At 60.3% G+C, this 25,351-nt stretch carries 24 protein-coding genes and 1 pseudogene; 15 read left to right on the top strand and 10 right to left on the bottom strand.

Annotation, left to right across the window (positions count from 1 at the left end; translation table 11 throughout):
- Positions 1-366 (top strand): hypothetical protein (locus ACIQTS_RS17940; RefSeq protein ID WP_402474278.1); only part of this gene is annotated, 366 nt, incomplete at its 5' end.
- Between the two features lie 92 nt (positions 367-458).
- Here the strand turns inward: ACIQTS_RS17940 and ACIQTS_RS17935 are convergent.
- Positions 459-533 (bottom strand): annotated as a pseudogene (locus ACIQTS_RS17935) (hypothetical protein); the annotation flags it as partial.
- 66 nt (positions 534-599) lie between these two features.
- Between ACIQTS_RS17935 and ACIQTS_RS17930 the strand changes: the two are divergent.
- The 3 genes from ACIQTS_RS17930 (at position 600) to ACIQTS_RS17920 (ending at position 2,267) form a co-directional block, all read left to right on the top strand.
- Positions 600-908: a type II toxin-antitoxin system Phd/YefM family antitoxin gene (locus ACIQTS_RS17930; protein ID WP_400291405.1), complete on the top strand. Its 309-nt coding sequence runs from the start codon at positions 600-602 to the stop codon at positions 906-908.
- Entirely contained in the window at positions 905-1,471 is a 567-nt protein-coding gene (locus tag ACIQTS_RS17925; protein ID WP_402474275.1) for a type II toxin-antitoxin system RelE/ParE family toxin, read from the top strand. Before ACIQTS_RS17930 ends, ACIQTS_RS17925 begins: the two co-directional genes overlap by 4 nt.
- Before the next feature lie 169 nt (positions 1,472-1,640).
- Positions 1,641-2,267 carry a helicase associated domain-containing protein gene (locus ACIQTS_RS17920; RefSeq protein ID WP_402474272.1) on the top strand — a complete coding sequence of 209 codons (627 nt, stop codon included), beginning with the start codon at positions 1,641-1,643 and terminating at the stop codon, positions 2,265-2,267.
- Positions 2,268-3,647: 1,380 nt separating this feature from the next.
- Here the strand turns inward: ACIQTS_RS17920 and ACIQTS_RS17915 are convergent.
- Positions 3,648-4,367, bottom strand: a complete 720-nt coding sequence (locus tag ACIQTS_RS17915; RefSeq protein ID WP_332489148.1) for a PaaX family transcriptional regulator C-terminal domain-containing protein — start codon at positions 4,365-4,367, stop codon at positions 3,648-3,650.
- A gap of 109 nt (positions 4,368-4,476) precedes the next feature.
- The gene (gene kynA / locus ACIQTS_RS17910) at positions 4,477-5,343 is read right to left on the bottom strand and encodes a tryptophan 2,3-dioxygenase (protein ID WP_332728464.1); all 867 of its coding nucleotides are present in this window, start codon (positions 5,341-5,343) and stop codon (positions 4,477-4,479) included.
- Positions 5,344-5,495: 152 nt separating this feature from the next.
- On the opposite strand from kynA, the gene ACIQTS_RS17905 reads away from it, so the two are divergent.
- From ACIQTS_RS17905 to ACIQTS_RS17890, 4 genes are all read left to right on the top strand, one after another.
- Positions 5,496-6,179, top strand: coding sequence for a CE1759 family FMN reductase (locus tag ACIQTS_RS17905; RefSeq protein WP_332489150.1), 684 nt, complete (start codon positions 5,496-5,498; stop codon positions 6,177-6,179).
- A gap of 236 nt (positions 6,180-6,415) precedes the next feature.
- Positions 6,416-7,201, top strand: coding sequence for a 2-oxo-hept-4-ene-1,7-dioate hydratase (hpaH, locus tag ACIQTS_RS17900; RefSeq protein WP_105657357.1), 786 nt, complete (start codon positions 6,416-6,418; stop codon positions 7,199-7,201).
- Positions 7,186-7,995, top strand: coding sequence for an aldolase/citrate lyase family protein (locus ACIQTS_RS17895; protein ID WP_402474268.1), 810 nt, complete (start codon positions 7,186-7,188; stop codon positions 7,993-7,995). The genes hpaH and ACIQTS_RS17895 overlap by 16 nt, the downstream gene beginning before the upstream one ends.
- Positions 7,996-8,057: 62 nt before the next feature.
- The gene (locus ACIQTS_RS17890) at positions 8,058-9,389 is read left to right on the top strand and encodes a DUF6350 family protein (protein ID WP_286172070.1); all 1,332 of its coding nucleotides are present in this window, start codon (positions 8,058-8,060) and stop codon (positions 9,387-9,389) included.
- Between the two features lie 18 nt (positions 9,390-9,407).
- On the opposite strand, the gene ACIQTS_RS17885 is transcribed toward ACIQTS_RS17890, so the two are convergent.
- Complete coding sequence (locus ACIQTS_RS17885) at positions 9,408-10,046, bottom strand: hypothetical protein (RefSeq protein ID WP_400291394.1); 639 nt, start codon at positions 10,044-10,046, stop codon at positions 9,408-9,410.
- A 105-nt stretch (positions 10,047-10,151) separates the two neighbouring features.
- Positions 10,152-10,682, bottom strand: coding sequence for a DinB family protein (locus ACIQTS_RS17880; RefSeq protein WP_402474266.1), 531 nt, complete (start codon positions 10,680-10,682; stop codon positions 10,152-10,154).
- 146 nt (positions 10,683-10,828) lie between these two features.
- Here ACIQTS_RS17880 and purN point away from each other — a divergent pair, with 146 nt between their 5' ends.
- Both purN and ACIQTS_RS17870 read left to right on the top strand, forming a co-directional pair.
- Positions 10,829-11,398: a phosphoribosylglycinamide formyltransferase gene (gene purN, locus ACIQTS_RS17875; protein ID WP_133833195.1), complete on the top strand. Its 570-nt coding sequence runs from the start codon at positions 10,829-10,831 to the stop codon at positions 11,396-11,398.
- Between the two features lie 32 nt (positions 11,399-11,430).
- On the top strand, positions 11,431-12,945 hold the full coding sequence (locus ACIQTS_RS17870) for an SDR family oxidoreductase (RefSeq protein WP_105661637.1): 1,515 nt from the start codon (positions 11,431-11,433) through the stop codon (positions 12,943-12,945).
- 195 nt (positions 12,946-13,140) lie between these two features.
- On the opposite strand, the gene ACIQTS_RS17865 is transcribed toward ACIQTS_RS17870, so the two are convergent.
- Entirely contained in the window at positions 13,141-16,161 is a 3,021-nt protein-coding gene (locus tag ACIQTS_RS17865; RefSeq protein WP_402474264.1) for an alpha-mannosidase, read from the bottom strand.
- A gap of 108 nt (positions 16,162-16,269) precedes the next feature.
- Entirely contained in the window at positions 16,270-16,938 is a 669-nt protein-coding gene (locus ACIQTS_RS17860) for a histidine phosphatase family protein (protein WP_133833192.1), read from the bottom strand.
- A 207-nt stretch (positions 16,939-17,145) separates the two neighbouring features.
- On the opposite strand from ACIQTS_RS17860, the gene ACIQTS_RS17855 reads away from it, so the two are divergent.
- Positions 17,146-17,715, top strand: coding sequence for a TetR/AcrR family transcriptional regulator (locus tag ACIQTS_RS17855; RefSeq protein ID WP_402474262.1), 570 nt, complete (start codon positions 17,146-17,148; stop codon positions 17,713-17,715).
- 49 nt (positions 17,716-17,764) lie between these two features.
- On the opposite strand, the gene ACIQTS_RS17850 is transcribed toward ACIQTS_RS17855, so the two are convergent.
- On the bottom strand, positions 17,765-19,102 hold the full coding sequence (locus ACIQTS_RS17850) for an MFS transporter (RefSeq protein WP_402474261.1): 1,338 nt from the start codon (positions 19,100-19,102) through the stop codon (positions 17,765-17,767).
- A gap of 187 nt (positions 19,103-19,289) precedes the next feature.
- Between ACIQTS_RS17850 and ACIQTS_RS17845 the strand changes: the two genes are divergently transcribed.
- Together ACIQTS_RS17845 and purH are read left to right on the top strand one after the other, a co-directional pair.
- On the top strand, positions 19,290-20,027 hold the full coding sequence (locus ACIQTS_RS17845) for a hypothetical protein (RefSeq protein WP_402474260.1): 738 nt from the start codon (positions 19,290-19,292) through the stop codon (positions 20,025-20,027).
- Positions 20,028-20,124: 97 nt separating this feature from the next.
- Positions 20,125-21,795, top strand: coding sequence for a bifunctional phosphoribosylaminoimidazolecarboxamide formyltransferase/IMP cyclohydrolase (gene purH / locus ACIQTS_RS17840; protein ID WP_332595201.1), 1,671 nt, complete (start codon positions 20,125-20,127; stop codon positions 21,793-21,795).
- Positions 21,796-21,974: 179 nt separating this feature from the next.
- On the opposite strand, the gene ACIQTS_RS17835 is transcribed toward purH, so the two are convergent.
- Positions 21,975-22,196 carry a hypothetical protein gene (locus tag ACIQTS_RS17835; protein ID WP_402474279.1) on the bottom strand — a complete coding sequence of 74 codons (222 nt, stop codon included), beginning with the start codon at positions 22,194-22,196 and terminating at the stop codon, positions 21,975-21,977.
- On the opposite strand from ACIQTS_RS17835, the gene ACIQTS_RS17830 reads away from it, so the two are divergent.
- Positions 22,150-23,367, top strand: a complete 1,218-nt coding sequence (locus ACIQTS_RS17830; RefSeq protein WP_105661644.1) for an NRAMP family divalent metal transporter — start codon at positions 22,150-22,152, stop codon at positions 23,365-23,367. The genes ACIQTS_RS17835 and ACIQTS_RS17830 overlap by 47 nt on opposite strands.
- Positions 23,368-23,380: 13 nt before the next feature.
- Positions 23,381-24,190: a putative hydro-lyase gene (locus ACIQTS_RS17825; RefSeq protein ID WP_402474258.1), complete on the top strand. Its 810-nt coding sequence runs from the start codon at positions 23,381-23,383 to the stop codon at positions 24,188-24,190.
- Between the two features lie 116 nt (positions 24,191-24,306).
- Here ACIQTS_RS17825 and ACIQTS_RS17820 read toward each other — a convergent pair whose 3' ends face one another.
- Positions 24,307-25,302, bottom strand: a complete 996-nt coding sequence (locus ACIQTS_RS17820) for an adenosine deaminase (protein ID WP_402474257.1) — start codon at positions 25,300-25,302, stop codon at positions 24,307-24,309.
- Between the last annotated feature and the right edge of the window lie 49 nt (positions 25,303-25,351).

The following is a 25,351-nucleotide window of genomic DNA, read 5'->3' as shown; positions in this document are numbered from 1 at the left end:
CTACGGCGCGTTCACGAACTTCGGCAGGGTATTTCTTGGGCATGGTTGCTATCTTTCTCTCGAAAGACAGCGGCATCAAATCAGGGACGGTTCAACATCGTGACCTGCGGTAATCGCATTGATTGGTACCGCTGGCGTGGCCAGGACGGAAAAAACGTGCTTTGCTTCGCCAACAAGGGAGAAGCCAACATAAGTAAGTACAACAATGTTCGCTACCTCTGCCCTGGCGCCAATCGTGGTCAGACCCGGTACTACTACGGGAACCAGCACTACTGGAGCACCTTGCGCGGACCGGTGTCGAACCACAATACTTGCTACTCATTTGGCGATTATGCTGTTGCGGCCAAGGGTGTAAGAATTAGTTAATTTCTGTGCCGCATTCCTTTTGAAGGGCAGGATTAATGTACGGGATATGAAATTGGTCCCGAAAATTGGACTAGCTAAATCATGGTCCCGCATTAGGCCGTACGGGCATGGCATCGATATTCCATCGGCGCCATGCCCTTCAGTCGTTCCTGACGCCGTTTTTGACAAAACTTCCGCTACTCCCGAATGGAAACCCCTAGAAAATCTAGGTAGAAATCTATATAGTTTTTCATATGACTACTTTGAGTATCACCGAAGCATCACGTGCGGGACTCTCTGCGCTTGTCGCCGCCGCCGAAGAGGGCCGGGATACCCCTTTGTCGCGCCATGGCAAGGTCGTGGCCGAAGTCGTTTCCGCGAAGGAAATCGCTCAGCTGCGCCATGACCGGGATACTCTTCGCGATGCTGCGTTGGTGATGGCACGCTTTGCCACTGATAGCGGCGTGCGCACGACGCTCGACCATGCGATGGAATTCTTTAATTTGAACCGCGCAGAGCTTGAGGCGGAAAACGCCGAAGAAGCCCAGTCTGATAATTCGTGAATCAGCCTCAAGACCGCCTGTGCATCGTCCGGCTAACTGAAGACGCAGTATCTGACCTGCATCGTCTTCACAAAAAGGATCCACAGATCGTGCGATCCGTGTTCAAGAAGATGCTGCTACTCGAAAAATCTCCTGAGGCTGGCGAGCCCTTGCTCGGTGCGCTAGTCGGTTTCCGCAAGTTGGTCGTTGGCGATCGCGACTGGAGAATCGTATGGCGCATTACCGAAGACGCATCCGGGCGCCCAATTCTTGATATTTCCGAGGTCTGGGCTGTTGGCGCCCGTTCGGATGGCGAGGTCTACGATGAGCTCACCTCACGGGTCGCACGCATGGGCGATGACCCGAAGATTCAATCGCTCAAAGACGTCATTGTCCAGATGGGAAGGCTCTACGAATCCGTTGAAGCCACACCTGAACCCGCACGGGGATCTGTCTTGCCCGAATGGATGGAAGCTGCGCTCATAGAACAACTTCATCTGTCCACACAAGAGATTTCAGGACTGAGCGAACAGCAAGCCCAGCAAAGACTCATGCATCATTGGTCCCGCAACTCTGACAGCTAACCCGTCCGCCGGCACCGCCGGGCTCAGCGGCAACCGCATGGACCCGAACGGCTGAAGATTTCCGGTGATACTCTCCCACCGGCAATGAAATATCGTTGCCCGCACTACTCGAATTCCAGGCTGCCTCAGCCGCAAGCCCACACTGTTCACTGTGTTGTAGCCTGGAGCCATGGTTAGCTGGAAAGTATCCAGGCATCCTGAATGGGACCAAATGCATCTTGCCAGTCTGACTGCCCGCGAGATCACTGACCTGTGCCATCGTGGTGCAGCAACTATCCACTACCACCTGCAGCGGCGTGAGCACTATGAACCCGGTTTTCGTGGAAAACATGAAGCAGCACTGGAAGTCAGGGGACCGGACCGTCCGACGGTCAGATGGCGCAAGAAACTTGCCGAAGTCCTGGAATTCCAGAAAACCCACGGCCGGCTCCCGCACCACGACGGGGAAGAAGCAGAGTCACGGATGCACCGGTGGGTGCTCGAGCAGCGACGAGCCCACCGCAACAACTCAATGTCTATCCCTAAGAGCGTTTTGTTAGAGGACCTCACAGGCTGGAATATCGATGTGCACCAGCAGGAGCTGGATGAGGCCTGGCGGGCACGGCTGACCTCGCTAATCGAATTCGCGGCTACCTATCATCGGACGCCGAGGTATCAGAACTATTCCTCGGAGGCCGAGCGGATCCTCGGAGTCTGGCTTCATGTCCAGCACCAAAGGCGAGCCGAGGGCACGATGCTGCCGTGGCGTCTGGAGATGATGGATACTGCGTTCCTTCATTGGCAGAGCCGGATGTGACTACAACGTGTGTGATCAAATAAAAGTAGGCCACTTCAGCACAAAAGTAGGATGGTTTGTAAAAAGTAAATAGCCGACGGTAGCGCGATTCGCCGCCAGAAATAGAACTTTCTCTGACCTCTGACCCGTTCCATTCACAGCAAACATCCGACGTACGTAGGCGCGGGGTATTGCAATGGTTAAAAGCCATTACATCGGTTCGCATGTGGCAACTGGCAAGGATTCTCACCCGAAGACTTCGGGTCTTGCGGAAGCTTCGCCATTGTTTTGCAAACGGTATTTACAGGACGACGAGATCCCTCGCATCGTATATTCGACGGATTCGGAAACCACCCCTTACGATTGGGGTGTTTTCGGTCCCGCGAAATGAACCTATCTAACCAAAACGTTCGGCTGGAGCCTTCCAGCCGAACGTTTTGTACGATTTGCTGATAATGCTCAAACACTTATGTCTGTGGGAAGACCCAAAATCTATGAGGGGTTGATTAGTAGCTTTTGGGTATTTCTAGCCTTACACCTTTGCCTTTCGGGATTGTCGTAAGGCTACGACGGCCCAAATTAGTGCTAAAGCAACAAGCGCGACACCTTGCCAAAACGCATTGGTACTAATCTGCCAGATTCCGATGAGAAGAAAGAGCGCAGAAACTACCCAAGCAATAAGGGGTGAAATGGAACTTTTGTTCATTGAATATTCTCCTAGCCGCAACTCCAGAGAGTCACTGAAACTCCTAGTATTGTAATTCCTAGAGGACCGCCGGCAATAGCTCCGAGCCAAGTCACACCTAGCCCTGCAGCGCACTTACGCGCTTGGGACATTTGAGCAGCAGTGGGCTTAAACCCTGTGTATACGTAATTTTTGCCCTTGTAGGTAAAGCAGGCTGTAGATGATGAGCAATAGCCTTTGTATTCCTTATAAATAGCCTTACCACATCCGCTACCAACGGTGCAGATCTTTGATTTTGGGACGGAAACGCACTTTTTAGGAGAGCAGACTCGTGTGAGTTTGTTGCCTCCCACGATTACGCCACGTGCAGTTGATCCCACCTCTACTTCGCTTAATACCCGCATGCTGGTTTCCGGCTTGTCCCTGGAAGATGCCTGGGCGTCCACAGCAGTGAGAAATGACAGCAACAGGAACATTACGGTGAAAGCGGAAAATAGAGATAAAAGTTTTCTTAGCGCACCAGACTGCCTTCCAAAACTAGAATCGCGGATGCGCGGGGAGCGATCTTGACTAATTTACATTTTCCCTCATTCAGTTCGACGAAGATCGAGTTCTCATCTTACCGACTAGAGGTTATGCTCCTTCAGCATGGCAGGCCAGGGGCTGGACTACCCTGGTCCGCCTGCTCCGTATGGAGAAGATGAACCAGTCTGGAACTAGGAAGCCAGAAGCGAGCGTGCGAAGAGCAAGGCCGATTCCTGGAATGCGGTGGACAGTGCCAAGAAACGTTCCCTGCTCTCATCGCCAGGCCAGTGGGCGGGCAGCATGAACTCCGGCAAGCCGGGGTCAAGGTAGGGCAGAGCACGCCATGAATCGACCATCGTGACATACCCCCGATAAGCACTGGGCGGAGCAATGTCGCTGGAATCCAGGGAAGCGGTGCTCTCCAGGAACGCTCGATGCAGCGTGCCCAGGCGCTCAAGATCCCACCACTGCCCGGCAGCCTGCTGCGGTGTTCCGGGGAAGTATGGTTGCTGGGCGGTAAAAAGCGTCGCGTGTTCCCTGGCTCCCAGGGCATTGAGCACCGCCGATACTTCCTCTCGCAGGTACTCGGGGAAAATCCATAATCCGGAGCCGAGCGTGCCGCCGCCAAGCTGCAAGAAATGCTTGCGTACCTGGTGGCGCAAGGAGCGCAAGGTCTCCGGCAGCGAGTAGGCCACCAGGCACCAGGGATCACTGCCTGACATTTGGCGCGGGGTGAATATTCTTCTGGTGCCACGCTCGAACATTTGTTGCGCCGCGCTCGAAACGCGCAAGGTGGAAGATTGCGCTGCTTCCAGCACTTCCCGGTCAATCAGTCGGGAGATGGCGGTTTGCGCCGCAGGGACCGAAACTCCGGCAGCATGTGCCAGTTCCACTATTCGGGTGCGCGCCACCGGAGTTTTCTCATGCCGTATATAGAGGCCGGTAATTGTGCGGATAATCGAGGTGGCGCTTCCGCATCTCGCCTCGAAGTCATCGAGGCTCAGAGCCGTGAGGGAGGTGCTACTTGCCAATTTCGGTACGCACCGCGAACAGCTCTGGGAAAAAGGTCAGGTCCAGGGCGCGCTTGAGGAAGTCAACGCCCGAGGAGCCACCGGTGCCGCGCTTGAATCCGATGGTGCGCTGGACAACGCGCATATGGCGGAAGCGCCATGCCTGGAAGTTGTCCTCGACGTCTACCAGGTCCTCGCAGGCTTGGTAGAAGCCCCAGCGGGTGTCCTCGGACTCGTAGATATCCTTGAATATTGGCACCAGTGCCTCCTGGAATGCCCAAGGCTTGGTGAAGTCCCGTGAAAGCACGTCTTCGGGAATGTCGTAACCGTGGCGGGACAGGGCGGCCAGGAACACATCGTAGAGACCTGGCTCGTGAAGCAGTTTGGACAGTAGCTCGTGGGCCTTTGGATCTGCCTCGTGGACCTTGAGCATGCCTTCATGCTTGTTGCCCAGAATGAACTCCACGGCGCGGTACTGGAAGGACTGGAAACCGGAGGAAGAGCCGAGGAAGTCGCGGAACTGTGCATATTCGCGCGGCGTCAAGGTCGCCAGGACCGACCACTGCTCGGTCAGGGTCTTCTGGATGTGCTTTACACGGGCAAGGCATTTCAGGGCCTTGCCGAAGTCATCGAGGCCCAGCAGGCGGCGAGCCTCGAGGAGTTCATGGAGCATGAGCTTGAGCCACAGTTCGCTGGTCTGGTGCTGGATGATGAAGAGCATTTCATCGTGATGCTCGGGAACGCTGACCGGATGCTGTGCTGACAGGATGCGTTCCAGATCAAGGTAGCTGCCGTAGGACATCGTGTTTTTGAAGTCAGTGCGGACGCCATCTTCAATTGCGCGCTGATTCTCGGTCTGTGGCTTCGGAGTGCTCATATGCAGATATTATCAATAAGATTGCGACCGTCACAATAGTGAAAAACTGAATTGAGCTGACGAGGCGAAAAGAACTGCCGATGCCGGGAATACGTCCGGCGACCCCGCTGTTGATACATGCATACGCATATAAATAGTGAAAGGCAAGAACAGTGAGCAAGTCAGTAGTCGTCATCAGCGGTGGGCTGGGAACCCCATCGAGCTCCTCGCTGCTGGGCCGACAAATCGGAGAGAATATTGCCGCGCAGCTAGCTGCCGCCGGCGTGCAAGCCGACGTGAGCAATATCGAACTGCGTGAGCATGCTGGTGAAATCACTAATAATATGCTGACCGGTTTCGCCGCCCCGGGCCTGCAAAAAGTTATCGACGCAGTGGTGAATGCGGACGTGCTCGTTGCCGTCACCCCGGTCTTCACGGCCTCGGTCTCAGGCCTCTTCAAGTCCTTCCTCGATATCCTGGACCCTAAATCGCTCAACGGAAAACCGGTCGTGCTCGCTGCCACCGCGGGAACCCAGCGGCACCAGCTCGCGGTTGACTACGCCATGCGTCCGATCTTCTCCTACCTCAGGGCGCAGATCATGCCGACAACGGTTTTCGCGTCTTCGGAAGACTTCGGGGGACAGGGGCTGACTGGCACGCTGGCAGATCGCGCTCGCCGGGTTGCGCGAGAAGTCGTCCTGGCGCTGTCCCTGAACGAAGGGGAATTCTCCGCTGATGCGGATTTGGGGGATACCCGTTCCATCGCTCCCTCGGTCAGCGAATTCGCCGACCCCGATGATGAACTCTCCTCACTGCCCTTCGAAGCGTTGCTGGCAAACCTCAAATCCGGATCCTGAGTCGGCCGTTCCGCCAAGTTGGGCCCACGGCCATGCACCCGCACCGGGGCGCATGGCCGTGGGCCAAATCTTTTGCGAAAAGGAGCCCGAAAGGCCACGAAAAGTCGAGCAGAATGTTAGTACGATGTGCCTTCAATCTCGAACCTCGGTACGATCAAGAACCGTGAGCTAAGTCATCTCCTCGAGATGGCGGCAGCCCCAAGAGGTTTGAACAGTAGTGAAAGGTGTAGCCGTCGATGCTATCCGAGGAAACAATCACGGCCATTGCCGATGAGCTGGTCCAGGCCGGCGAGACACGGACTCCCGTGCCGCGTCTGACCGCACGCTATCCAGAAATGACGGTAGAAGATTCCTACCGGGTCCAGAACCTGTGGCGCCAGCGCTCCGAAGCCGCTGGCCGCGTGCTGGTCGGCCGCAAGATCGGGCTGACCTCCCGCGCCATGCAGATGGCTACCGGAATCACCGAGCCTGACTACGGAATCATCTTCGATGACATGGTCTACGACTCCGGCGCGAAGCTGAAGTGGGAAGACTTCACCGGTGCCCGCGTGGAGATGGAGCTGGCCTTCAAGCTCAAGAAGGACATCGAAGGCCCGCGGGCGAACATTTTCGATGTGCTCGAAGCTACCGAATACGTCATCCCCGCTTTGGAAATCCTCGATGCCCGCGTGGAGATGGAAGGCCGCACCATTGTGGATACCATCAGCGACAACGCCGCCATGGGTGCCATGGTGATCGGCGGCAACCCGGTCAAGCCGGAGAACATCGATTTGCGTTGGGTTTCCGGGATCTTGTTCAAGAACCAGACCGTCGAAGAAACCGGTGTCGCAGCCGGTGTGCTGAACCACCCTGCCGCTGGCGTGTACTGGCTGGCCAACAAGATTGCCCCGCACGGCGACAAGCTCAAGGCCGGGGAAATCATCCTGGCCGGATCCTTCACCCGCCCGATGTGGGTCAATGCAGGGGATACCGTCTTTGCCGATTACGGACCGCTAGGAACTGTGACATGTCATTTCGAGTAGAAGCGGATCCGTCGCTGAAGGATGCGCTCAAGGACGCCGACCACTCGTTGGCAGGCATCTGGGTCTGTTCGGCTTCCCCGCTGATCGCTGAAATCTGCGCAGGTGCAGGGTTCGATTGGTTGTTCATCGATGGCGAGCATTCGCCCAACGACCTGCAGAACATCTTGGCCCAGCTGCAGGCCGTGCGCAGCTACCCGGTCGTTCCAGTGGTCCGCCCTGCGGTCAACGATCCGGTGGTGATCAAGCAGTTCCTGGACCTGGGCGTGCAGTCGCTGATCATCCCGATGGTCAATGATGCCCAGCAAGCCGCCGCTGCCGTCGCCTCCTGCCAGTACCCGCCCAAGGGCGTACGCGGTGTCGGTTCCGCCCTGGCCCGCTCGGCTCGCTGGAACCGCATCCCCGAGTACCTGACCCGCGCTGATGAGACCATCACCATCATGGTTCAAATCGAAGCGGATGAAGCGGTGCGGAACGTCGAGGAAATCGTTGCCACCGAAGGTGTTGACGGGATTTTCATCGGTCCATCGGACCTGGCCGCCTCCATGGGCGTCATCGGCCAGCAGAGCCACCCGGACGTGGTCGCTGCGGTGATCAAGTCCATCAATGCCGCCAAGGCCGCAGGCAAGTATGCCGGGGTCAACGCCTTCGACCTGAAGAGCGCCCGCGAATACATGGCCGCCGGCGCGGATTACGTCGGCGTGGGTGCCGACGTGGCACTGCTGGCGCGTGCCACCGAAGCACTGGCTGCAAGCTTCAATTCCGAGGCCCAAAGCGCTGCTCCGGACAGCTATTAGCCCAGTGTTCGAGGCAACCCTTCAGGTCATCATTGCGCGTCGATCGAGGCCGGTCGGCGCCAATGATGGCAACATTGAAGATGATGAGCCGCGAAAAGAAACCCATGAAGGCAGTGATGTTGCGCCTGCGCAACGGCTGGCCAATGCCCCTGGCGTTGCAGGGGGTCTTCGAGATACTGCAATCCGTGGTCTTTTGCCTTGCCCTGATCACCCTGCCGCTGGTCGCCGTCTATTTCAGCGGAGGCTTCCTCGAAGACTCGTTTGAGGCCATCTTGCAGTTCGGCGGCCTCATTTGGCTGCTTATCCACGGCGTGCCGGTGGAGATCCTGAATCTCGGCCCCGAAGCTGACCCCAGTTCAGTGACCGGATGGGTCACGCTGATCCCGTTGGGACTATCGCTGTTGCCGTTCTTGTTCTGCTTGCGTGCAGGACGGCGCATCGCTCGCGCTTCCTACACCGACCAGCTCTGGCAAGGGCTGCTCGGCGCCTTCGTGGCCTACGGGGCCATCGGTACCGGTATCGGGTTCCTCGCCAATAACGCGCATGCGCGGGTCAATATCATCGCGGCGACCTTCATTCCGCTGATCATCGCGCTCGTGGGCCTGATCATTGGCGCGCGGCGCGAAGCAGGCTCCTGGGCTCGCCTTTTCGGTGTCGATACGGCCGCCTATATCCAGCGGATCTCACCGCATCGCCGCTGGGCCGGATCCTACGTATGGCATGTGATCGTGGCCGGGTTCCTCGGCTATGTCGCTGCCGTGGGAATCTCCGGATTGCTGCTGGCCATCAACCTGGGCGTGCACTGGACCGACGTCGCCAACGTGTCGCAGGAGCTGCGCCCCGGCCCGATCGGCTCGGCCGCGCTGACCACGGTGCAGCTGTCCTTCATCCCGAACGCAGTGTTCTGGGTCTTGTCCTGGATCAGCGGCGGCGGTTTCAGCATCGGTACCGGCAGCACCCTGTCCACCTTGGAAACCACGGTGGGTCCGCTGCCGTCGATTCCGATGCTGGCTTCACTTCCTTCAGGCGAGATGGCCCATCAATGGCTGTTCCTGCTGATTCCCGTGGCCGCGGGCATCGTGGCCGGCTGGTACTTCTTGCGCGTTGGCGAGAACCACCTCGAAGACTGGTTTGCCCGTCGCATTCCGTTCAATGCCCTGTCGCTGGCGGCATCGACCGCGTCCTTGGCGGTCTTCACCGGCATTGTCTGCGGGCTGCTGAGCCTGATCGGTTCCTGGCTGTCATCCGGCTCCCTGGCCATTGGGCGACTGGTAGAGATCGGCCCGAACATGTGGGCGACCGCAGGTGCCTTGGCACTGCAAATCGGTGTGGGCACCGCGATCGGCTACTTGATTGCCCCGCTGTTCGAGACCGACCCTGTACTCGAAGGCTAGAGGCTTGCCGCTGTTGGCCTAGGTCAGGCTGGCCAGGACCAGCGGATCGCCATCGGGGCGGTTGATGGTGATCGTCCCCAGCGCACTGGCAGTCGACTCCTCCATCACCAGCAGCACCGAATCATTCTCGGCAACTACCTGGATATCCTCGGCTTCAAGTTCGGGATGCTCGGCGCGAAGCTCGGAGATGGAGTTCTCCACCGTCACGTCGCTGATGCCAGCCGGCATCAGGTAGGTGACGGTCTTGAAGCTGTTTTCACCGCCATCGACCTTGAGCGGAATACCGTTCTGGACCACATAATCCATCGTCGGGCAGGTGGTCCCGGCGATCTCGTAATCGCCATCTTCTTCCACGGGCTTGGGAACGGCGATCATGCACAGCTGGCCTTCGCTGCCTACTGCGACGTAGTGCCTGCCGAAGTCCGAGGTGGCCAGCAGGTGGCGGGTTTCCGCGTCGTAGGACTCGGTATCCTCAAAGCCTTCGGGAAGCTTGTCTTCATCATCCTGCGTTTGCACCAGAAGCGGCATGTATTCTTCAGCCGATGGGACTGGAGCAGCGGATTCACCGGTCTGCGGAATCCCGGCAGAACACGCGGTCAAGGACAGCAGCCCGGTGAAAGCCAGTGCAGAAATTTTCCCGAAATATGCCTTGGGCATGACTGCCTGGCTCCTTATGTAGAACTGTTTTCGCGCGTACGCCAAGAAGTCTAGCCAAAGGGCAGTGCACCTGCCATTTGGCCCCTTCGTTTGTGTCGGGCGCGCCTAGCTGGTCTGCGGAGCCAGATCCCACAGATGATGCATGACGTCATGCGAGGCATACTGATTCAGCGTTTCAATGGTAAACGCGGCACCGTTCGAGCGCAGGCCGCGGCGGGAATACTGCGCCGGGTCGATGCTCGACAGCTTCGCGGCGTAGCGGGCGGCGCTTTCGCGCAACAGCTCGGCGACCTGCCCTGCAGGCAGCGAATTGTAGTTTCCCTCGTCGGCGGCCCGGTCCTGGTCCCAGTTGGGGAACGTCGGGTCATCGTGCTCAAGCATCAGGTCCAGGCGCCCGGTCATCACCTGCAGCATTTCGGCGACGTGGGCCACGTACTCCTGGTCGCTCCAGCGGGCAGGGTTCGTGCGGGTCTGGGCATCGGGGCGCGCGAGCACCTTGATGTAGCGGTCCACGCCCACCGGAAGCTGGGTCATGGCATCGCCGGGCGAGATGCCGCGCACATCGACGGCGCACTGCGCGCACACCGCGTCCAGGACAACGGTCCAGTCCTTGCCGTCGGGAACTATCTGGCTCATCAACTTCTCCACTTCGAATGGCGCTCTTACGGCCAGTCTAGGGCCGGCGCGGCAACGGTGCCGGGAAAAGGCCTGCGGATCGAAACGCCATGCAACATTGCGTCCGGGATGAAGCGCCGGACCCGGCGAACCGTAGAATTGAATTCATGCGCATTGTGGTTTTGGTTTCAGGTACCGGTTCTAATCTCCAGGCAGTCATCGACGCAGTGGCCGACGGCCAGCTGGACAATGTCGAGATTGCGGCCGTGGGAGCGGATAAGCACGGCACCTACGGCGTGCAGCGTTCGGCTGAAGCCGGAATCGAAACGTTCGTCGTGAACTTCAAGGACTACGCGGATCGCGGCGAATGGAACCATGCGCTCACCGGAAAGTGCTTGTCCTACGCCCCGGACTATGTTGTCTCCTCCGGTTTCATGCGCATCGTCGGCGAGGAATTCATCAACGCCTTCGACGGCACCTACATCAACACCCACCCTGCGCTGCTGCCGTCCTTCCCGGGCGCCCACGGCGTGCGCGATGCGCTGGCCTACGGCGTGAAGGTCACCGGCTGCACCGTGCACATTGCCGATGCCGGTGTTGATACCGGTCCGATCCTGCGCCAGGAAGCCGTGCCGATTGAAGAGCACGACACCGAGGAATCGCTGCATGAGCGCATCAAGCTCGTCGAGCGCCGCCTGCTCATTGCCACGCTCGCCGATCTCGCCAAGGGAAAATAGGGCGCTGCCCACCGCGTAAAATTGGTGGGGAGATGACTGAACCTACGCCGCTGCCCTTGCAGGCACCAGAAACCGAACTGTTTACCGAAGCAGAACTATCCGCCGCTTTGAAGGTCCTGTCGGTGGTGCACCAGCTGGATCCCGAGGATGAACGGCACATTGCCGTGCGCAGGGCCACCAGCAATATGTTCAAGGCGGCCAAGCGCTACCGCAAGTCCCAAAAGCGTGCCGAGATCAGTGCCGCGGACAGGGCAGTGATCGAGCGCACCGCCACCGGCTCGCCGCAACGGCTGGATGACGAAACCCTCGGCCTGGACCTGAGCAGTTCAACCGGAAGCGCAAGCGCCGGGGAATTCCGCAAGCCGCGTGGCTGCTACATCTGCAAGCAGCGCTACACCACCGTGGATGCCTTCCACCATTATCTCTGCCCTGACTGCGCCGCACAGGGACGCGAACGCAGAGACGCGCGCGCGGACCTGAGCGGCAAGCGCGCCTTGCTGACCGGCGGGCGAGCCAAAATCGGCATGCACATCGCGCTGCGGCTGCTGCGCGATGGAGCCCACACCACCATCACCACGCGTTTTCCCAAGGACGCAGCACGGCGCTTCGCGGCACTGGAGGACAGTGCCGAATGGATGCACCGGCTGCGCATTGCCGGCATCGACTTGCGCGACCCCGCACAGGTCATCTCCCTGGCCGACCGCGTGGCTGCCGAAGGACCGCTCGATATCCTGATCAACAACGCCGCCCAGACCGTGCGGCGCACGGCCAACTCCTACCAGCATCTGGTTGAATCCGAGCAGCAGCCCCTGGCCGCGCAGTTGCTGCCTGGCAACGGGGGACCGGAGCTGTGGGGCGAAGCGAACCCGCCCTCCGAGCATCCCAAGGCCCTGGCCAGTGCCTTCCGCCTGGAAGAATCAGCCCTGCTGGCCCCGGCGGCATCGGAAAGCTACGATGCGCAGCAGCTGGCCGATCTGGCCATGAGGGCCGGCTCCGCATCGCTGGAACGAATCGCAGCGGGAACCGCAATCGATGCCGGGGGCTTGATCCCGGACGTGGTGACGGATAATTCCTGGACGCAGATCCTGGGTGATGTTGATGCCCTGGAAATGCTCGAAGTGCAGTTGTGCAATGTCACCGCCCCGTTCCTGCTCGCTTCGCGGCTGCGCCCGGCCTTGGCCGCCAGCGGGGCCCGGCGCAAGTACATCGTGAACGTCTCGGCGATGGAAGGCCAGTTCTCCCGCCGCTACAAGGGGGCCGGGCACCCGCACACCAATATGGCCAAGGCCTCGCTGAACATGCTCACCCGCACCAGCGCGGAAGAGATGCTGAAGACCGACCGGATCCTCATGAGCGCGGTGGACACCGGGTGGATCACCGATGAGCGCCCGCATGATGCGAAGGTCCGGAAAGTCGCCGACGGGTGGCACGCCCCCTTGGACCTGATTGATGGCGCAGCCCGGGTGTACCAGCCGATCGTTGACGGGGAACGCGGCATTGACCTGTATGGCTGCTTCCTCAAGGACTATGAGCCATCGCCCTGGTAGGGGTCGGCGGAATCCTCCCCGGCTAGGACGCCAAGCCCGGTGATACCAACGGCCAGGGCGTAGGCGGGGTCGGTTATGCGGTTGCTCCGGACGGGAGACTGATCCAGTGATTCCAGCAAGCCAGGACCGTGGATTGCAGCGGGGCTGGCCCTTCGCACGCCATGGCGTGCGAAGGGCCAGCCCCGGAACCCGCGGTTACCTGGCCAGGGCGAAGCGCAGGGTGCGCACTTCGAAAGCGCCCAGCCTCAGCGGCACAGCACCATCGGAAAGCTCGAGGACTTGCCCCGCCAGCTCATCTTCCAGCAGGCTCGCGGTGGCTGCAGACAAGGCCTGCGCGTTGACCAACAGGCTGCCGCTGGCACGGCGCCCCAGGGATTCATAGACCCGCACCACCAAATCGCCGGAGTGGTCCGCAGCCAGCTTCACGCTGGAAATCACCAGGCCTTCGCCGGTGACCGATACCAGTGGGTCCACGCCGTGGGCGCCATGGACGACTCGCTCTGCGCTGTTGAGCAAGGCGCCGGCTTCTGTTGCCATGGCCACGTCCGCGCCGATGACCAAACCGTAGCGGTGGGCCTGCAGGCCTTGGTCGGTTTCAGGATCCGGGAAGCGCGGGGCTCGCAGCAATGACAGGCGCATGGTTGTCGTGACGGCCGCGTCCTTGGCATCGCGGGTGACATCGAATCCGTAGATGGAATCATTGACCAGTGCCGCGCCGAAGCCGGGTTCCTCGGCTAGCACGAAGCGGTGCATGGAAGTTTCGAACTTCGCCGCTTCCCAGCTGGTATTCACGTGGGTAACGCGCTTGTGGTAGCCGAACTGGGTTTCGGCAATTGCATGCTCGGCACGGATATCCAGCGGGAAGGCGACCTTGAGGAATTTCTCTGCCTCATGCCAATCGGTACTCTGCGAGATCTGCACGGTCCGCGAGCCTGGCGCCAGCGACAGTTCCTGGACCAGCGTGGATTTGGAGAAGCTGCGGGCAATCGTGATGACCTGGCTGCCGTCCTCGCGCGAAGACAGCTCCAGGCTATCGAGCTCGCGCAGATCGGTGACCTGGTTGCGGTAGTACTTGTCCACGTCCCAGGCATCCCACATGTTCGGGAAGTCCTGGTGCAATTGCAGCAGGTTCGCTTCCTGGCCCTCGGCAATAGTTTCACGGCCGGTAGCCAGATCCACCGCGGAGGCAATCAGGCCCTGGGCATTGACCGCCACCCGGATGACCGAGTTATCCAGGATGTAGCCGCCATCGGCTACCGTTGCCCGGACCGCGGAAACAGGAACGGCTTCCACTTCCCTGGCCTGGCCGAAGGCCAGGTTATTGCGCGTGAACGCCGCACCGTTGAATGCAATAGGGGTGGAGCCCTCGCCAGCCAGCTGCTGCTGGGCGGCGCGGATCAGTGTTTCGGCCTGCTCGATGACCTGGGCGTAGCGTGCCACCACTTCGCGGTGCACCCAGGCGATGGAGGTGCCGGGCAGGATGTCATGGAACTGGTGGAGCAGCACGGTTTCCCACAGTTCGTCGAGCTGCTCGTACGGGTATTCGGCCCCGGTGCGTAGGGCTGCGGTAGCCGCCCACAGTTCGGCCTCGACCAGCAGCTGCTCGGCGCGGCGGTTGCCCTGCTTTGTCTGGTGCTGGCTGGTCAGCGTGGCGCGGTGCAGCTCCAGGTAGAGCTCTCCCACCCATACCGGAGGGTTGGGCAGCTCGGCTTTGGCCCGGTCGAAGAAGTCGTTCGGGTGTTCCCACCGGACTTTCGCACTGCCTTCCAGATTGGCCAGGCGCTTGGCTTTGCCGGTCATTTCCCGGGTGGTGCCGCCGCCGCCATCGCCCCAGCCGACCGGTGCGATGGAGTTGTTGGTCAGCCGCGCTTCGCGGAACTGGCGCGAGGCCTTGGCGACTTCCTCCCCGGAGAGCTGCGAGTTGTAGGTGTCCATCGACGGGAAGTGGCTGAACACGCGCGAGCCGTCGATGCCTTCCCAATCGAAGGTGTGGTGCGGGAATTTGTTCTGCTGGTTCCAGGAGATCTTCTGGGTGAAGAACCATTCGAAGCCGGCACGGCGCATCAGCTGGGGCAGGGCAGGGGAGTATCCGAAGGAATCGGGCAGCCATACGCCTTTTGAATCGATGCCGAATTCGTCGCGGAAGAACTTCTGGCCGTAGAGGAACTGGCGGACCAGCGATTCACCCGAGGGCATCACGGTATCGGACTCGACCCACATGCCGCCCAGCGGCAGGAAGCGCCCGTCGGCAATGGCCTTCTTCACCCGATCCCAGACCTCGGGGCGATGGGTCTTGAGCCACTTGTACTGCTGGGCGCTGGACATGCCGTAGAGGAATTCTTCCTCGTCGCCCAGCAGCTCCACCATCGAGGAGCAGGTGCGGGAGACCTTGCGGATGGTTTCGCGCAGCGGCCACAGCCAGGCCGAGTCGATATGCGAGTGGCCGATCGCGGAAATCTGGTGCGCGCTGTGCTCGGCTGGGGCGGCCAGGACCTCTGCCAGCTCGTTGCGGGCGGCCTGTGCGGTCTCGGTAATCCGCTGCAGGTCGAGCACGTCCAACGCGTTGTCCATGGCCTGCAGGATCTGCATCTTGCGCGGGCCGGCCGGCAGCTGCTCTTGCAGATCCAGCAGCACCTCCAGATCCAGCGACAACTCGTGCACTACGGATTCAAAGACCGCCAGGTCCATGCGGCGGGTGGTGTACAGCCGGCGCGAAGACGAGGTAAGGATATCGCCCTGCTCGGTGGGGAGGAACGGGTGGTAGTCCAGCAGCACCGGGTTGGATGCCGCTTCCAGGTACAAGTCGATGACCTCATTGCCTTCGGCCTGACCGGCAATGGGCACCCACTGGTTGCGCGGGTTGATCGCCTTGATGGTGATGCCGTCCGGCCGGTAAACCAGGCCCTCGCACTGGAACCCGGTCATGTTGACGTCAAAGCCCAGATCAATCACGGCTTCCACCCGGCGTCCGGCCCAATGCGCCGGAACCTGGCCCTGCAAATGGAACCATGTGGTGCCCCAGGCCGCGCCCCACGGGGTACCAACCTCTGTAGGCTGGTAGTCCAGTGCAAGGCCCTGCGCAGGAGCTATCGGCTCTCCTGGCAATTCGTGCCAGGAGAGGGTCAATGGCATGGTTTCCGAATATATCGCTGGAAGGATACGTTCGGTCAGAACGCGACGGACGCGTCCGGTGGTCAGGGAAATGTCGTCGTGCATGAGGGCCTTCCGTTTGTGCGCTCAGCGGAAAATGAGCTCCCCTGCCAGACTACCGAAAAAATAGATGCTGAGTTGGTGCAACTCGCGATCCCCGGTGGAGCGCGGTACTCAAGGGATACCGTCCTCGCCACCCGTTACGTCCTCGGTGAGAACATCGCGAACGAAGTCGCCACCGAGCGGTTCTGGATTCCACCGTTCCAAGGCCCACGTTCCGCCGATGCCCAATTCCAGCAAGGAGCCACCGGTATTCTCGATATGCAGCTCTGCGGCATCGGCAGGCGCCATCTTCGTAGCCCATGCGCTGAAGACGCGAATGGCGGCACCATGGCTGAATACCGCGACCGTGCCGGAGTAGTCCTGTGCCCGGGCGATGGTTTCCAGGGCCTTGGAATATCTTTCAATGAAGTCGTAGCCGTTCGGCCCGCCGGGCATCTTCTGCTCCCAGTCGCCATGCATCCACGAATGCAGGCACATGCCGTAGGCAAAGCGTGAGGCCTCGTCGGCCTGCATCTCCAAGGTGCCTGCTGAAATCTCCTCGAGGCCGTCAATGACCTGCAACTTCTGTCCGGTGGATTCGCTCAATGGTCGGGCCGTCAGCTGCGTGCGGTTCAGCGTCGAGGCATAGATGGACTGCAGCTGCCCGCCACTGAATGCCTGCGGCAGGGCACGAGCCTGGCGATGCCCCAGCGGAGTGAGGCTGGCACCCGGGTAAGCGGTATCAAGCTGCCCGGCAACATTCGATGGGGTTTGTCCGTGCCTGATGAGCTGAAAACGCATATCCGAGGATTCCTTGGCCTTGAGGTTCTAGATCCTAGGGATAGCACGGTTTCTGGAAATGCGGAATGGCTGTGCGCGGGCGCGGGGAGCAAACTTTTAGTTCTGGAAAGTTGATTTCCGCTTCGTCAGAGCACTGCCTGTCCGCTATCGTGAAATCGTCAGGTGGCAAGTCGTGCGCCAGAATTTCCTTTAGATCGGATTCCACTCATGCGTTCAGATGCTCTTCGGCGACGTGAGAACATCCTTCGAGCAGCTCGTGAATTATTTGCAGAACACGGCGCCCAGATTGCGATGGAAACTATTGCAGAGGCCAGCGGAGTGGGCATCGGCACACTGTATCGAAACTTTGCTGACCGGAATGCGCTGGTTGAAGAAGTCACCCTCGGCACGCTTGGGGATATCCGAATCGCTTCCCAATCAGCGGTTCAGCGGCTTGAAGAAGGCGACACGGACGCTTGGGAAGTTCTGCTTGGCACGCTGGTCCAGCAGAATCTCGGGGCACTGAGCGAAGCGCTCGGGCTGCAACTGCCAAAGAAGATCAGCCCCCGCATTCTGGAGGTCCAGGCAGAGGCCGGCCAGTCCCTGCACTCCGCCTTGGACTTGGCCAAAAACGCGAATTTGGTCCGCAAAGACGTAACGGAGATAGAACTGATTGCCACCATCGGGGCCATGACCCGTCCACTGCCGCGGGCCTTCAGCAAGAGCCAGCCTGGTTTGGAGGACCGCATCGTGCAGATCATGCGCGATGGCTTGCGCCCGCAAACTACGCAGGATTAGCAAATGCCAGCACCAGAAGGTGCTGGCATTCGCCGCTGGCCGATGATCCTTAATCCAAACTCATGCCGCGCGTTTCTGGAGCGAATCGCGCCATGAAGACGACGGCTACCAGCACCAGCGCAGTCGCGCCGGCAAAGAGCCAGCCCAGCCCGACCACTGGCCACAGGGCCGCGAAGAGCAGGGGACCGAAGCCGGCGGCAAAGCGGGACATGGTCGAGGCCCAGCCGAAACCGCTGGCGCGCAATTCGGTGGGGTACAGCTCGGAAACGTAGGCATACAGCACCGGAATAGCGACCTGGACCACCACGCCAAAGACCAGCACCCAGGCAATCGCGGTCGCTGGGATATGCAGGTTCTGGGCTACGATCACAAGCACGATGCCTGAGATTGGCGCGGAGATCGCCAGCAGCCATTTACGGCCAACCCGCTCCACCAGCAATGCTGCCAGAACAACGCCCACCAGCCCCATCAAGGCCATCACCGCGGTAGCGAAGAACGACGCTGACTGGGCCATTCCGGCCTCGGTCAGAATCGATGGCAACCAGGTCAAGGCCAGGTAGTAGACCAGCAAAATGGTCATGAACAGCAGCCAGCTGGTGGCGGTGATCTTCCAGGAGTACCGCCACAGCGAGGCGACCTGCTCCCACCAGCGCGGTGCCTTTTCCAATTCCACAGGTGCAATTACGTACTCGCGCTCAGTGGCCCCGGTGCGTTCCACGAGCTCGTCGATGACCGCACGGGCCTCGGCGTCGCGGCCCTTGGCTGCCAAGAACAGCGGGGATTCGGGCATGGAGCGTCGTACCAGGTACACCATGAACGCGGGCAGGATCATGACCGCCAGGATCAGCCTCCAATTATCGGCGGTGGCCATCACCCACCCGGAAACGAAGAAGGACAATGCCGCGCCCACCGGCCACCAGCCATCCATGGCGGTGAGCACGCGTCCGCGCAGCTTGGCAGGGGTGAACTCGCCGACGAGCGCATAGTCCACCGGGATGCAGCCTCCCAGGCCGACGCCGGCCAGGAAGCGGAAGGCGACGAAGAAGCCGAAATTCGGGGACAGCGCGCCGAGGATGGTGAATAGCGAGAACATCAGAAGCGTCAGGCTGAAGGCGTTCTTGCGTCCATAGCGGTCGGCAATCCCGCCCCAGAGGAAGGCGCCCAGGGCCATGCCCACCAGATTGGAAGTGCCCAGCAAGGCCGCGGTGGGACGGTCAAGCCCCCACTCTTCGGCGACCAATGGAATCAACGCGCCGTTGAGGGTCACGTCCCAGGCATCGAACATGAATCCGAGTCCGCCGATAATGAAAATGGTGCCCTGCACCTTCCATTTGAACGGCAGCTCTTGCACGATCGATGTGCCAGAAGGCAGGGGTGCGGAAGACACAGTGGTGCACCTTTCGGTGTGCGAGCAGAAATGGTTTGTACCGCGTGAAGCATAGCCGAAAACCAGGTTCCAGGTGTAGCTCTCTACGCTTCTTCTCCCGCCACGTCAAGGCCTGTTGTCTGCGCCGGCAAGGGGGTAATCTCTGGACATGGGAGTAGATTGGACCGCTCTCGAAGAGGCTATACGGGTGACTGCCCTTCGACACGCAGCGGAAGTGATAGCTGGACACCCCGACCAGGACTTCTATGCCATTGCCTTGCATGGAGTCAGCACCGAGGAAAGCGAAAGCATCGCCATGCCGTTGCTGGCCTTGAACTCGGTGCAGGCCCTGGAACGAGATCGCCTCACGGAGTCTCGCGAGCAATTGGTGGAACGCGGTGAAGATGCCGATGAGCCTGCCGATTACGAGGACCGCCCCGATGCCGAAGGCGATGGAAGCCTTGAACCTGAAACCGTCACATTGGAAGACGATTCGCTGCTGATCACGGATTCCGATGATGAAGACGAAGACCAACCGGATGACGAGGATTCCGACGGGGAAGATCTCGACGACGTCTTGGCCTCCTTGGAAGCGGATCTGGAAGAAAGCGACGAGGAGAGCTTCTACTCGGATAAGTGGGAACCCAGCGAATGGCACTGGTCATCCATTGATTTATGCGAAGATCCCGCGGCCACGCTATGGTCCGAGGCGATGACCGGACTGGCAGCGCGTGATGGCTGGGAACCTACTATCAAGCGCTACTATCACACGCTGGTTGCGGTAGCCCGGTCGTTGCGCGAAGAGTTGGGCGATCGGACCAAGGCAGATCTCGTGGCCTATGTCGCAGATGAAGAACATGCAGAGAAACTTCTGCAGCTTTGCCTGACTGACAAGCAGCTTTCTTCATATTCCCCGCAGCTTTCCTCATTGCCGGAAGGGGCTTGACACGAACTGAAATTCCGGTGCCTTCCTTGGTTAGAATGAAGGCGGTGGCCTCTGCGCTGCCCGCCCCATTCATTCTCACCGCCGGGAGAAAAATTTCGTGAGTAAGACCGTGCTGGACAAAGTCGCTATCCGTCGCGCACTGATTTCCGTCTATGACAAGACCGGCTTGGAGGAGCTGGCCGCTGGATTGCACGCCGCAGGCGTGCAGCTGGTATCCACCGGCTCCACGGCCAAGAAGATCGCTGCCGCTGGAATTCCCGTGACCGAGGTCGAGCAGGTGACCGGTTCCCCTGAAATGCTCGATGGCCGCGTCAAGACCCTGCACCCGCGCATCCACGGCGGCATCCTTGCGGACCGACGCGTCACCGAGCACATGGATACCCTGTCCTCGATGGATATCGAGCAGATCGACCTGGTAGTGGTGAACTTGTACCCCTTCGTGCAGACCGTCGCCTCGGGTGCCTCGCAGGATGAAGTTGTCGAGCAGATCGATATCGGGGGCCCAGCCATGGTCCGCTCGGCAGCGAAGAACCACGCCGCCGTTTCCATCGTGGTTGATCCAGTTTTCTACCCGCAGGTCATCTCCGCAGCAGCCGAGGGCGGCTTCGATCTGAAGACCCGCCAGCGCCTGGCCGCCAAGGCCTACGCTCACACCGCAGCCTACGACACCGCGGTAGCTTCGTGGACCGCAAGCCAGTTCCTGGATGAGGACGGCGACGGCGTCATCGACTGGCCAGCCTACGCAGGCGTGGCCCTGCAGCGTGCCGATGTGCTGCGCTACGGCGAAAACCCGCACCAGCAGGCAGCGCTCTACGTTGACGAAGCCGCTCCAGCCGGCATCGCCCAGGCTGATCAGCTGCACGGCAAGCCAATGAGCTACAACAACTACGTGGATGCAGATGCTGCACTGCGTGCCGCCTACGACTTCGAGAAGCCGGCTGTGGCTGTGGTCAAGCACGCCAACCCTTGCGGTGTGGCCGTCGCTTCGGATGACGCTGCAGATCCAATCGCTGACGCGCACCGCAAGGCCCACGCTACCGACCCGGTGTCCGCATTCGGCGGCGTCATCGCCGCCAACCGCACGGTCACCAAGGAAATGGCAGAAACCGTCAAGGGCATCTTCACCGAGGTAGTCATTGCCCCGGACTTCGAGGCCGAAGCCGTGCAGATCCTCTCGGCCAAGAAGAACATCCGCCTGCTGGCCCTGCCAGAAGGCTACGGCCGGAACAAGAACGAGTTCCGCCAGGTAAGCGGTGGCATGCTGGTCCAGGCCGGCGACAAGATCGACGCCGAGGGCGACAATCCGGGGAACTGGACCCTTGCTGCCGGCGAAGCAGCTGACGCTGCTACCTTGGCAGACCTGGAATTCGCCTGGAGCGCCGTGCGCGCTGCCAAGTCCAACGCGATTCTGCTGGCCAAGAATGGTGCAGCAACGGGCATCGGCATGGGCCAGGTCAACCGCATCGACTCCTGCAAGCTGGCCGTGGAACGTGCCAACACCCTGGGCGTGAAGGTCGAGTCCGGCGCGGATGCAGCCGGTGGCGCTGAGAACGCTGACGCGGCTGCTTCGGAACAGCGTGCCGTGGGCTCCGTGGCCGCTTCGGATGCTTTCTTCCCCTTCGCCGACGGCCTGCAGATCCTGATCGATGCCGGCGTGAAGGCTGTCGTGCAGCCCGGTGGTTCGGTGCGCGATGAGGAAGTCATCGCGGCAGCGAACGAAGCCGGTATCACGATGTACTTCACCGGTGCACGCCACTTCTTCCACTAAACCCGATTAGTGCCCCGCGGCCGCGGTCCCGGCGAATTATCGCTGTGACCGCGGCCGTGGTGTTTTAAGTGCCGAATCAAGATGGAACCTTCCGGTTGCGCTGACGCGAGCCACTTGATGGAAAGAATTTTCGAGGAGTCCAGTGGGCTGCTGGGCCTCGAGTATATTTTGGGAATTTGCTAGTCAGCGCTCAGCACCAAAACGAATAAATGGTGATTTGCAATGGGATCGGAGGAGGCCTGCAAAGTAAATTGTTCAACAACCTGTTGCCAGAGTTGTTCAACAACCTGTAAAATCTTGTCCATCACATTGACCTTGTGACGGTTGTCACCACTATCGCATTGGAACGTCATCATGGCACTTCCTGAGTCAACATCCCAAAGCAGCAAGGCGCGGCGCACGGCGCTCCTAGGCGCTATGTTCCTGATGGCCACCAGCGCCATTGGACCGGGCTTCATTACCCAGACCACAGAATTCACGGTCCAAATCGGCGCGGCCTTCGCCTTCGCCATTGTCGTCTCCATCCTTGTGGACATCGCGGTCCAGCTGAACGTCTGGCGCGTGATCGGGGTATCCGGAATGCGTGCCCAGGAACTGGGCAACAAAGTCGTCCCTGGCATCGGTTGGGTACTGGCCGCACTGGTATTCATCGGCGGCATGGTCTTCAACATCGGCAATATCGCCGGCACTGGCCTGGGCCTGAACGCCATGCTGGGTGTTGACGCCAAAATTGGCGGCGCCATCTCCGCGGCCATCGCCATCCTGGTCTTCCTTTCCAAGAAAGCCGGCATGGCATTGGACCGCATTGTGGTGATGCTGGGAGCCGTCATGATCCTGCTGATGTTGTACGTGGCAATTGTCGCCGCCCCACCGGTGGGCGATGCGATCCGCAACGTGGTACTCCCCGAGAAGATCGATTTCTTGATCATCACCACCCTGATCGGCGGCACCGTTGGCGGCTACATCACCTACGCCGGCGCCCACCGCATGATCGATTCGGGCACATCGGGCGTGGAGCATGTCAAGTCGATCTCCAACATCTCGACCCTGGCAATCATCGTCACCGGTGTCATGCGCGTACTGCTCTTCCTGGCGATCCTCGGCGTTGTGGCTGGCGGCGTAGCGCTGACCAGCGACAACAAGGCTGCCGAAGCTTTCGGCCACGCCGCCGGCCCCATCGGCATCCGTGCTTTCGGCATCATCCTCTGGGCTGCCGCGCTGACCAGTGTGATCGGTGCCGCCTACACTTCGGTTTCCTTCATCACCAAGCGCACCACCCCGGAGCGCACCCGCAACCTGATCACCGTGGCTTTCATCGTGGTCTGCGGGATCATCTACCTGTTCCTGGGCAAGGCGCCGGCAACCCTGCTGATCTTCGCCGGAGCCTTCAACGGTCTGATCCTTCCTGTGGGCTTCGCAGTACTGCTCTGGGTCGCATGGCGCCGCCGCGACCTGATGAACGGATACAACTACCCCAAGGCCCTGCTGGTCATCGGTGCCTTGACCTGGCTGCTCAGCGTCTACCTCGGCTGGAACTCGATTTCGGGTCTGGCAGCCCTCTGGAACGGCTAGGAGCCAAGCAATCATGAAGGACCTGAAGAGTCTCGGGCATTCCGAACGTGCGGCGATGGCCCCAAGCGAAGCCCGCGAATTGTTCCGTGCCGGGCAGGTGCTGCCTACCGCCGGGATCAGCGCTGGATATGCGCAGGCGAATCTGATCATCGTTCCCCAGGAGTTGGCCTTCGATGTGCTGCTCTTTGCCCAGCGCAACCCCAAGTCCTGCCCGATCCTCGGTGTCCTGGAGGCGGGGCAAACCAGCAACGAGTTGCTGGCAGGCGGGGACATCCGTACCGACGTGCCGAAGTACACGGTTTACGAAAACGGGGTCAAGGTGGATGAACCCACCGACCTGTCCATGTACTGGCGGGATGATCTGGTGACCTTCATTGTCGGCTGCTCGTTCACCTTCGAGAGCGCACTGATGGAAAGCGGCATTTCCATCGCGCATATCGACCAGGGCGTGAACGTGCCAATGTACAAGACCAATATCCGCTCGCAGTCGGCCGGAGCGATGTCCGGTCCGATGGTGGTCTCCATGCGTCCGATTCCTGCCTCGCAGGTTGCCGACGCGGTACGCATTACCTCGCGCTATCCAGCTGTGCACGGGGCTCCAGTGCATATCGGGAATCCCCAAGAGCTGGGCATAGCAGATCTGGGGTCACCGGACTTCGGAGATGCAGTGCAGATCCCGGAAGGGACGATTCCGGTGTTCTGGGCCTGCGGCGTCACGCCGCAGGCAGCCGTGATGGAGTCCCGCCCGGCCTTGGCCATCGGCCACGCACCGGGGCACATGCTCATCACGGATATCAGGGATTCCCAATACCAGGTTCCCTAGCCCATAGACCGAACGAGGCGGCCTCACCCCAAGGGGGCCGCCAAGTTTCCGCCAGGGCCTTTGGCCCTGGATCGAACGCGGTGGTCTTCCCCCAAGAGGCCGCCGCGTTCCCATGTCTAAAGGCTTTGCCGCTGAACCCAGGCCTGGACTTCGGCAAGCAGTACCTGCTTGGATTCTTCATCCAGGAATGCGGATTCAAAGGAATTCCTTGCCAGCGTAGCCAGCTGCCCGGTGCTGAAGTTGAAGCTTGCCATGAGCGAGGAAAAATTGGCATCCATGTATCCGCCGAAATAGGCAGGATCATCAGAATGCACCGAAACCTTCAAGCCCTTTTCGAGCATCTGCGGCAACGGATGATCGGCCATGGTGTCCACCGCACGCAAGCGGATGTTGGATAGCGGGCAGACAGTCAAAGGCATCTGCTCGTCGACCAAGCGCTGAACCAGCGTCGGGTCGTCCAGGCAACGGATGCCGTGGTCCACGCGCTCAACCTCCAGCAAGTCCAGCGCCTGCCAAATGTAGTCAGCAGGGCCTTCCTCGCCCGCATGGGCAACGACGTGCAGGCCGTGGGCGCGGGCATAGGCAAAGACTTCCTGGAACAGCTCGGGCGGGAAACCCACCTCCGAGGAATCCAGGCCGATGCCATCGATATCGTGCTTCTCGGCGACCAGCACCTTCATCAAGTCCATCGCTTCTTCCGCTGGGGCATGGCGCCAGAAGCACGCGATGAGCTTGTGGGAGATCCCCCAGCGTTCTGCGCCCTCGTCCAGACCGGAACGGATGCCGGCGATGACCTCGCCCAGGCCCAGTCCGCGCTGGATGTGAGCCTGCGGATCGAAGAACAATTCTACATGGCGCACGCCGGAGTCATGGGCACGTTGCAGGTAGGCCACGGTGATCTCGCGGAAGTCTCCAGCGGTGCGCAGGACCGCCATATTCGCATAGAACAGGTCGAGGAAGGACTGCAGATTGCTGAACTGGTACTTGGCACGCAGCTGGTCAACGGTGGCATAGGGCAGCTCAACACCGTTTTTTGCCGCCAGCGCCATGATCATTTCTGGCTCCAGCGTTCCCTCAAGGTGGATGTGCAATTCGGCTACAGGCAATTTCACGGGTCGTGCGACCTTCCAAGCAGGGGACGAGGGCCTAGGCCGTGATGAA

This window comes from Glutamicibacter sp. NPDC090743, assembly GCF_044769125.1.
GTDB lineage: Bacteria > Actinomycetota > Actinomycetes > Actinomycetales > Micrococcaceae > Glutamicibacter.
This window is presented reverse-complemented; position numbering and strand designations above follow the sequence as displayed.